Source organism: Trinickia sp. (genome assembly GCF_051954495.1).
Lineage (GTDB): Bacteria > Pseudomonadota > Gammaproteobacteria > Burkholderiales > Burkholderiaceae > Trinickia.
In genome coordinates this window covers 1-7,834 of the sequence record NZ_JBQCHR010000118.1, presented here as the reverse complement: position 1 = coordinate 7,834, position 7,834 = coordinate 1, and the positions used below count along the sequence as shown (strand labels likewise).

Genomic DNA, 7,834 nt, shown 5'->3' with positions numbered 1-7,834 from the left:
CACGATTTCGGCAAGCTCGCCCGTGCTTGAGAGAGGCCCAAGACGGTCGGACTCTGCCCGGCGAGCAACAAGCGCCTTTGCAATCTGAACAGCAAACCGTTCTTCCCCATAATCTCGAATGACCTCCGTCAGTTCCTGCTGACTCGCCCGCGCCAGCCATTGCGCGGCGGATTCGCCGCGCGTCGGGTCCATCCTCATGTCGAGCGGACCGTCCGCGCGGAAGCTGAAGCCACGCGTGGGATCGTCAAGCTGCGGCGAGGACACGCCAAGATCCAGCAACACGCCTGCGACACGTTCGACACCGCGCGCCGCCAACGCCGGCGCCAACGACGCGAAACTCTCATGCACGATCTCGAAGCGAGGATCGGCGATGGCCCGTGCCGTCGCGATCGCTTGCGGGTCCTTGTCGAACGCGATCAAGCGGCCGCCCTCGGCCAGCTTCGTCAGCACGGCGCGGCTATGACCGCCGCGCCCGAACGTGCCGTCGACATAGATGCCGTCCGCACGCGTCACCAACGCATTTACCGCTTCGTCCAGCAGCACCGTCCGATGCTGCAATTCGTTTTCCATCGCAGCGCCCTATTTCAAACCGCGATCAAAACGTGAAATTCTTCAGCGCGTCGGGCATGCCTTGCGCCATCGCCGCCTGCTCCTTGGCCGCATAGGTTTGCGCGTCCCACAGCTCGAAGTGGCTTCCCATGCCCAGCAACATGATTTCCTTTTCCAGACCGGCGGCCATGCGTAATTCAGGCGAAACGAGAATGCGTCCCGCGCTATCGAGATCGACGTCGGAGGCGTTACCGAGAAAAATCCGCCGCCACCAATGCGCGTCCATCGGCAACGCGGCGATTTTGGTGCGGAAGACCTCCCATTCAGGGCGGGGAAACAGCAACAGGCAGCCATCCGGGTGCTTCGTGAGCGTCACCCGTCCTTGTGCCTCGCCTTGTAGCGCCTCGCGATACCGAGAGGGCACGGACATGCGCCCCTTCGCATCGAGCGTCAGCGCCGACGCCCCCTGAAACACCCTGCTCTCCCCTTCGGAGCCCTATGCTCCATCCCTCGAAAAATACCGGCCGAAATGATCCGAACAATCCACAAAAATACACTTTCTCACACTGTCTCCCACTTTAGAGTAACGACCCAGGGCGGTCAAGGGAGAGAGCCGTTTTTTCGGAGAATTTTGTTTGTAAGAACAAGGACTTACGTGCGCCCCTTCATGCAACGGCACAAAACGGAAAATCGTTAAAAAAGAATGCACTAGTGAGTTTTGTGAATGTGATACGTGAGAAGCTCGCACGGAGTACCGGCGCCGCAAGCGCGCCGGGTCCTAAAAAGGTGGGATGAGAAGCGGATTCGAATGGGTTCGATCGACGAGCGACGCGGGCGCGCCGCTCCCACTGCTGACAGTCAAACGTAGTACGCAGTTTGCGTCATGACCTTCGACGCAGCACGCATGAGCGCCTTGACCGGCGCGGGGAGTTCGACGCCCCCCGCATCGGTGGCCGATTGACCATGCATGCGCTCGTCATCGCGCATTTGCTCGACGATGGCGCGCGAGTGGCGGTCGGCTTCGGGAAGCATCGCCAAATGCCCGTCCAGGTGGCGCTCGACTTGGCGCTCCGTTTCCGCCATGAACCCCAGGCTGGCTTTATCGCCTAGACAGCCGGCCGCGAACCCGATGGCAAGCGCGCCGGTGTACCAGAGCGGATTGAGCAGGCTCGGCCGCGAATCGAGTTCTCGCAGCCGCGCCGCAGTCCATGCAAGGTGATCCTCTTCCTCCTGAGCCGCATGCTCGAATGCGTCCTTGAGCGCGGGCGAGCGGGTGGCGAGCTTCTGCGCTTGGTAAAGCGCCTGTGCGCAGATCTCCCCGACGTGGTTCACGCGCATGAGCGCTGCCGAATGCGCGCGCTCGGGTAAGGTCATGTCGGCCTCGGCTGCGCCGGCAACATCCTCGGCAACGGGCGCCGGAACCGGCACCGGCCGACTCATGCGGCTCACGCCGGCTATCGAACGAAGCCCGCGGTCGAACTCGGTAATCAACTCGTCCAGCGTCATTGCAATCTCCGTGCGACGCAGCAATCGGGCCCCTGAATGGGAGCACGCCATGCCGCATCATGCCGCCCTACCCGCTGAACCAATGTGGAATGCACGCATAGTTCATAGCAAAACGGCGGCTAATCGCGCATTTTAGACGATGTTGAGCAATGCATATAGCATCGCCCGAGGCTCGCTGCGGCGCCTGAGCATTTGCCGCATCGCGGCGTCAGGCGCTGCGTTCGTGCGCAACGGGCGCCGCCGGCCGCGCCGCGGCCGAATCGCGCAGCTCGCGACGCAAGATCTTGCCGACGTTCGTCTTCGGCAATTCGGTGCGGAACTCGACGACCTTGGGACGTTTATAACCTGTCAGTTGCTCTTTGCAGAACGCGATGACATCGGCCTGCGTCAATGCGGGATCTTTCTTGACGATGACGAGCTTGACCGCTTCGCCCGAGTGCTCGTCCGGCACACCCACCGCCGCGACCTCGAGCACGCCCGGGTGCTTGGCCACGACGTCTTCGATCTCGTTCGGATAGACATTGAAACCCGAGACGAGAATCATGTCCTTCTTGCGATCGATGATCTTGAAAAAGCCTCGCTCGTCCATGATGCCGATGTCGCCCGTCTTGAAGAATCCGTCGGCGGTCATGACCTTCGCGGTTTCATCGGGCCGATTCCAATAGCCCACCATCACTTGCGGCCCGCGAATGCATATTTCTCCCGGTTGGCCCATCGGCACCTCATTGCCGTCGTCGTCGCGGATCGAAAGCTCGGTCGACGGGATCGGCAGGCCGATCGTGCCGCTGAATTCGGTAGCCGTAACGGGATTGCAGGAGGCGCTGGGCGACGTTTCCGACAAGCCGTACCCTTCGATCACCGGCACACCCGTACGCTCGTACCAACGTTTCGCAACCGCCTCCTGCAGCGCCATGCCGCCGGCGTTGGCGACCATCAGCTTCGAAAAATCGAGCTTGCCGAAGTCGGGGTGATTGAGCATCGCGTTGTAGAGCGTGTTGACCGCGGGGAACGTATTGATGGCGAAGCCCTGCAACTGCTTGATCATGCCGCCGATATCGCGCGGGTTGGGGATCAAGATGCCCAGACCGCCTGTGCGGACCGTCAGCAGCGCGCAGACCGTCAACGCGTAGATGTGATACAGAGGCAGCGCGATGACGTTGGTGATTTGCGTGACCTCCGGGTGCAGCGTGTGGGCCGGTTCGTGCCAAGCCGCCGATTGCAGCACGTTCGCGACGATGTTGCCGTGCGTCAGGGTCGCGCCTTTCGCCACACCCGTCGTACCGCCCGTGTACTGGAGGAAAGCGATGTCCTGCTGCGTGAGCTTGGCCGCCGCGAACGGGAGCCGGGCGCCCTGCGCGACCACATCGTTGAACTTCACATGACCGGGCAGACTCCAGGCCGGCACCATCTTCTTCACCCGTCGCACGACGAAATTGACGATGAGGCCCTTCGCCCCCATGAGATCGCCCATGGATGCCACGACGACGTGCTGGATGGCCGTATTGCGCACGACGGCTTGCAGCGTCACGGCGAAGTTCTCGAGCAGAACGATGGCCTGAGCCCCGCTGTCCTTGAGCTGATGCTCGAGCTCGCGCGGCGTATACAGCGGATTGACGTTGACGACGACGTAGCCGGCGCGCAAGACGGCCGCGAGTACAACCGGATATTGCAGCACGTTGGGCATCATGATCGCGACGCGCGCGCCGCGGGCGAGCCCTTTCGATTGAAACCACGCGGCGACTTTGCGCGACAGGTCGTCGAGCTCGCCGTAGGTGATCGACTTGCCCATGCAGACGAACGCGCGCGACTCGCGGTACTGACGGAAGCTATCTTCGAGCAACTCGCCGACCGACGCGTACGCCGACGCGTCGATCTCGGCGGGGACGCCGGGCGGGTACGACTTCAACCAAATCTTTTCCATGTGGCGTCTCCCTTTACTTTTCGAATGGTCGTGCGAAACAGCGCATCCTAGCCGGTCGCCTCTCTCGAAACAACCGAATTAGAAACCGAATTCGAACTTTCGGAAAACCGCTTGCGCCACATTCAGACGTCGATTCGCTCCACTTCGACGAGACAATCGTAGAAGGTCGCCGAGCCGCCGAGGTCCGTCACCGCTTGGCTCGTCACCTCGTTGGCGTTCCGGCCATCCGGCGCCAGCTTCTTCCACCAGATCGACAAGCCGACGACAAGCCCCTCGCGTGCGCGGTCTGTGACGCGGGCTCGCGCGACGAACGCGCCGCGGTCGTTCCGGATGCGAACCATTTCACCGTCGACGATGCCGCGTTCGCCCGCATCCGTCGGATGAATATCGAGGTGCGGCTCGCGCTCGCTCTCCCGGAGGCTCTCGATATTCACGAACGAGCTATTCAGAAAGTGGCGCGCCGGCGGGGAAATCATCGCAAGCGGGAAACGCGCGGCGAGCTCGGGCGAGCCGTCGGCCGATTCGTACGGCGGCAGATAATCGGGAAGCGGGTCGGCGCCTTCTTTCTCCAGCAAAGAGCTGGCGAACTCGCATTTGCCCGACGGCGTGCGAAACCCGCCTTCGGCAAAAGGCGCGTCGGGCAGCTTCATCTTCGCCCAGCCGATTTCGTTCAACTTCGCCCAGTCGACGCCTTCTAGCGCCGGGTCTGCCCAGCGCAACGCGCCTTGCCCGATGGCCTCGTCGCTTTCGAACAAGGCAGGCTCCTCCAGACCCATCCGGTGCGCCAAGCCGCGGAATATTTCCGTGTTCGGGCGCGCTTGGCCGACAGGCTCGATAGCGGGCTGGTTGACCATCACGTAGGTATGGCCGTACGAGCGGTGAAGGTCGAAATGCTCGAGTTGCGTCGTCGCGGGTAGGACGAGATCGGCATAGTCCGCCGTGTCGGTCTGAAAATGCTCGAGCACGACCGTGAAAAGATCCTCGCGCGCGAAACCGGCCGCGACGCGCGGGGAATCCGGGGCGACGGCGACGGGGTTCGAGTTATAGACGACAACGGCCTCGATCTTGGGCCCGAATGCGCGATCGCCCGGGTGCAGGAGCGCGTCGCCGATCGCGTTCATATTGATCACCCGCGGCAAGTCGGTCGGCCATCCGGGCATCAGGTCGGGACGCTGCAGCGCGTTGGTGTCGAACGGCGTCCAGCCGGAGGACGACAGCAACAGCCCGCCCGCGCGGTCGCGCCAAGCGCCTGTCAGCGAAGGCAAACAAGCGATCGCACGGGTGGCATTGCCCCCGCCGCGCACGCGCTGCATGCCGTAATTGAGACGAATGGCCGCTTTGCGTGTCTTGCCGTAGAGGCGCGCCAGTTGTACGAGCTCTTGTTCATCCACCCCGCAAATCTGCGCGACTCGAGCCGGCGTGTAGGCCGACGCACGGGCTTTCAACGCCTCGAAACCGACCGTATGCGCTTGGATGTATGCGTGGTCGATCAAGTCTTCGGCTACGAGAACGTTGATCATGCCGAGTGCGAACGCGCCGTCCGTACCTGGACGAAGCGCAATATGCTGGTGGCACTTCTCAGCGGTGAGCGAGCGGTAGGGATCGATGGCGACGAGTCGCGCGCCGCGCCGTTTCGCTTCTTGCGCACGCGTCCAAAAATGCAGGCTCGAGGCGATCGGGTTAGAGCCCCAAATCAATATGAGTTCGCTCTCCTCGAAGAATTCGAGGTGCATGCCGAGCGCACCGCCGTAGGTGTATTTGAGGCCAGCCATGCCGGCAGCCGAGCAGATGGTGCGGTCGAGCCGCGACGCCCCAAGCTTGTGGAAGAAGCGCTGCGCAATGCTTTCGCCCTGCACGAGGCCCATGGTACCGGCGTAGCTGTACGGCAGAATCGCTTGGGGCTCGCGCCTCGCGATTTCGGTGAGTCGCTGCGCGGCTAGTGTGAGCGCCTCGTCCCACCCGATCGGCTCGAACCGGCCTTCGCCCTTTCGGCCGACTCGCTTGAGAGGCATCGTCAGCCGGTCCGGGTGGTGGACGCGCTCGGGGTAGCGGCTCACTTTCGTACAGAGCACCCCCTGAGTGGGCGCGTGATCGGGGTCGCCCACCACCTTGATGGCGCGGCCGTCGGCCACGGTGACGCGCAGGGCGCAGGTATCCGGGCAATCGTGGGGGCAAACTGCTCGGGCAAATTCTAGAGGCGCATTCATGGGTGCGGTCCGTGAGAAGCGGTGACGCCAAGGGCAGGCCGATAATTCTATTCCTTCTGCTTACGTTTCCGTCAGGAGGCGCACCAAATTGGCGTCGAACGGTTCGGCGTAGAATGGTTCGTTCGATGGCATTCCTATATTCCCGAACTACATCCAACAGTCGAACGCATCATGAAACTCATTCCTGAAGTCTTGGCCGCGCGAGACGAAATCCAATCGCTCCGACGAAGCATCCACGCCCATCCCGAGCTGCGGTACGAAGAGGTTCGAACGGCGGATCTTGTTGCTCAGTGTCTCGAAAAGTGGGGACTGCGCGTCCACCGAGGCCTCGGCAAGACCGGGGTTGTGGGGGTGCTTCAGCGTGGCAGTGGCAAGCGGGCGATCGGGCTGCGGGCTGACATGGACGCCCTGCCGATTCAAGAGCTCAACTCGTTCGAGCACCGCTCCCAGGCCGCGGGGAAAATGCACGCGTGCGGGCACGACGGCCACACGGCCATGCTGCTTGGGGCAGCGCGCCATCTGGCGTTGCATGGCGAGTTCGATGGCACGATCGTCTTCATCTTTCAACCTGCAGAGGAAGGCGGCGCCGGCGCCCGCGCCATGATCGAGGACGGACTGTTTACGCAGTTTCCCGTCGATGCCGTGTTTGGCGTGCACAACTGGCCTGGAATGCCGGCTGGAACCTTCGGCGTGACCGAAGGGCCGATCATGGCGTCGAGCAACGAATTCCGTATCGACGTGAAGGGGGTCGGCGCTCATGCGGCCATGCCGCACAACGGGCGGGATCCCGTTTTTGCCGCCATGCAAATCGGCACTGCATTGCAGAGCATCATTACGCGAAACAAGAAACCGATCGACACGGCTGTGCTGTCCATCACGCAGATCCATGCGGGCGACGCGGTGAACGTGATCCCGAACGATGCTTGGCTCGCGGGCACCGTTCGAACGTTTACGACCGAGACGCTTGATCTCATCGAGTCGAAGATGGCCAAGATTGCCGAGGCGACGGCAGTGGCATTCGATTGCTCGGCCACGGTCACGTTCAACCGCAATTACCCGCCAACGGTCAACAGCCCGGATGAAACGCGCTTTGCGATAGAGGTCATGCGCGAGATCGTCGGCGCAGACAACGTCGAGGCCCATACGGAACCGACGATGGGTGCGGAGGATTTCGCATTCATGCTTCAGGCGAAGCCCGGCTGCTATGCGTTTTTGGGCAATGGCGACGGGGGCCATCGCGATGCCGGCCATGGCGCCGGACCATGCATGCTCCACAACGCTAGCTACGACTTCAACGACGCGTTGCTGCCGGTGGGAACGACCTATTGGGTCCGGCTCGCTCAGCGGTACTTGGCCGAGGGGCTCGGGCGCTGATCCAGCGATGAGGTCAATGCTCCGATTGCTGTCGATGGGCGGGGCATTGGCTTATGTGTGGGCTTAAGTGTGTCGGCGTGCAGACGTGTGAGCTGTCACTCGCTCGAGACGTTCTTGGGGACGCCTGTTGGCTAAGCCGCGCAGCGATGGATGAGATTTCGGTGATGCAAAACACAAACCCCCGAGAGCGCTATGGCTGTCGGGGGTTCGCAGAGGGAGGAGCCTGACGATTACCTACTTTCACACGGGCAATCCGCACTATCATCGGCGTGGAGTC

At 62.3% G+C, this 7,834-nt stretch carries 6 protein-coding genes; 1 reads left to right on the top strand and 5 read right to left on the bottom strand.

Going from position 1 to position 7,834, the window contains the following annotated elements:
• The 5 genes from rsmH to ACTHNR_RS15865 all read right to left on the bottom strand — a co-directional run.
• The coding region (rsmH, locus tag ACTHNR_RS15885) for a 16S rRNA (cytosine(1402)-N(4))-methyltransferase RsmH (protein WP_440548613.1) at positions 1-570 on the bottom strand (570 nt) is incomplete at its 3' end.
• 25 nt (positions 571-595) lie between these two features.
• Positions 596-1,024: a division/cell wall cluster transcriptional repressor MraZ gene (gene mraZ, locus ACTHNR_RS15880; protein ID WP_102643981.1), complete on the bottom strand. Its 429-nt coding sequence runs from the start codon at positions 1,022-1,024 to the stop codon at positions 596-598.
• A gap of 383 nt (positions 1,025-1,407) precedes the next feature.
• The gene (gene coq7, locus ACTHNR_RS15875; protein ID WP_440548612.1) at positions 1,408-2,055 is read right to left on the bottom strand and encodes a 2-polyprenyl-3-methyl-6-methoxy-1,4-benzoquinone monooxygenase; all 648 of its coding nucleotides are present in this window, start codon (positions 2,053-2,055) and stop codon (positions 1,408-1,410) included.
• Positions 2,056-2,263: 208 nt separating this feature from the next.
• Positions 2,264-3,976 carry a long-chain fatty acid--CoA ligase gene (locus ACTHNR_RS15870; RefSeq protein ID WP_440548611.1) on the bottom strand — a complete coding sequence of 571 codons (1,713 nt, stop codon included), beginning with the start codon at positions 3,974-3,976 and terminating at the stop codon, positions 2,264-2,266.
• A 122-nt stretch (positions 3,977-4,098) separates the two neighbouring features.
• Positions 4,099-6,183 carry a molybdopterin-containing oxidoreductase family protein gene (locus tag ACTHNR_RS15865; protein ID WP_440548610.1) on the bottom strand — a complete coding sequence of 695 codons (2,085 nt, stop codon included), beginning with the start codon at positions 6,181-6,183 and terminating at the stop codon, positions 4,099-4,101.
• Positions 6,184-6,354: 171 nt separating this feature from the next.
• Between ACTHNR_RS15865 and ACTHNR_RS15860 the strand changes: the two genes are divergently transcribed.
• Positions 6,355-7,557: a M20 aminoacylase family protein gene (locus tag ACTHNR_RS15860; protein ID WP_440548609.1), complete on the top strand. Its 1,203-nt coding sequence runs from the start codon at positions 6,355-6,357 to the stop codon at positions 7,555-7,557.
• Positions 7,558-7,834: the final 277 nt, after the last annotated feature.

What these genes read in the sequence shown, in the direction of transcription:
- ACTHNR_RS15870 (WP_440548611.1), bottom strand. Translation starts at nt 3,976, where the DNA reads ATGGAAAAGATTTGGTTGAAGTCGTACCCGCCCGGCGTCCCCGCCGAG.
- ACTHNR_RS15860 (WP_440548609.1), top strand. Translation starts at nt 6,355, where the DNA reads ATGAAACTCATTCCTGAAGTCTTGGCCGCGCGAGACGAAATCCAATCG.
- ACTHNR_RS15865 (WP_440548610.1), bottom strand. Translation starts at nt 6,183, where the DNA reads ATGAATGCGCCTCTAGAATTTGCCCGAGCAGTTTGCCCCCACGATTGC.
- coq7 (WP_440548612.1), bottom strand. Translation starts at nt 2,055, where the DNA reads ATGACGCTGGACGAGTTGATTACCGAGTTCGACCGCGGGCTTCGTTCG.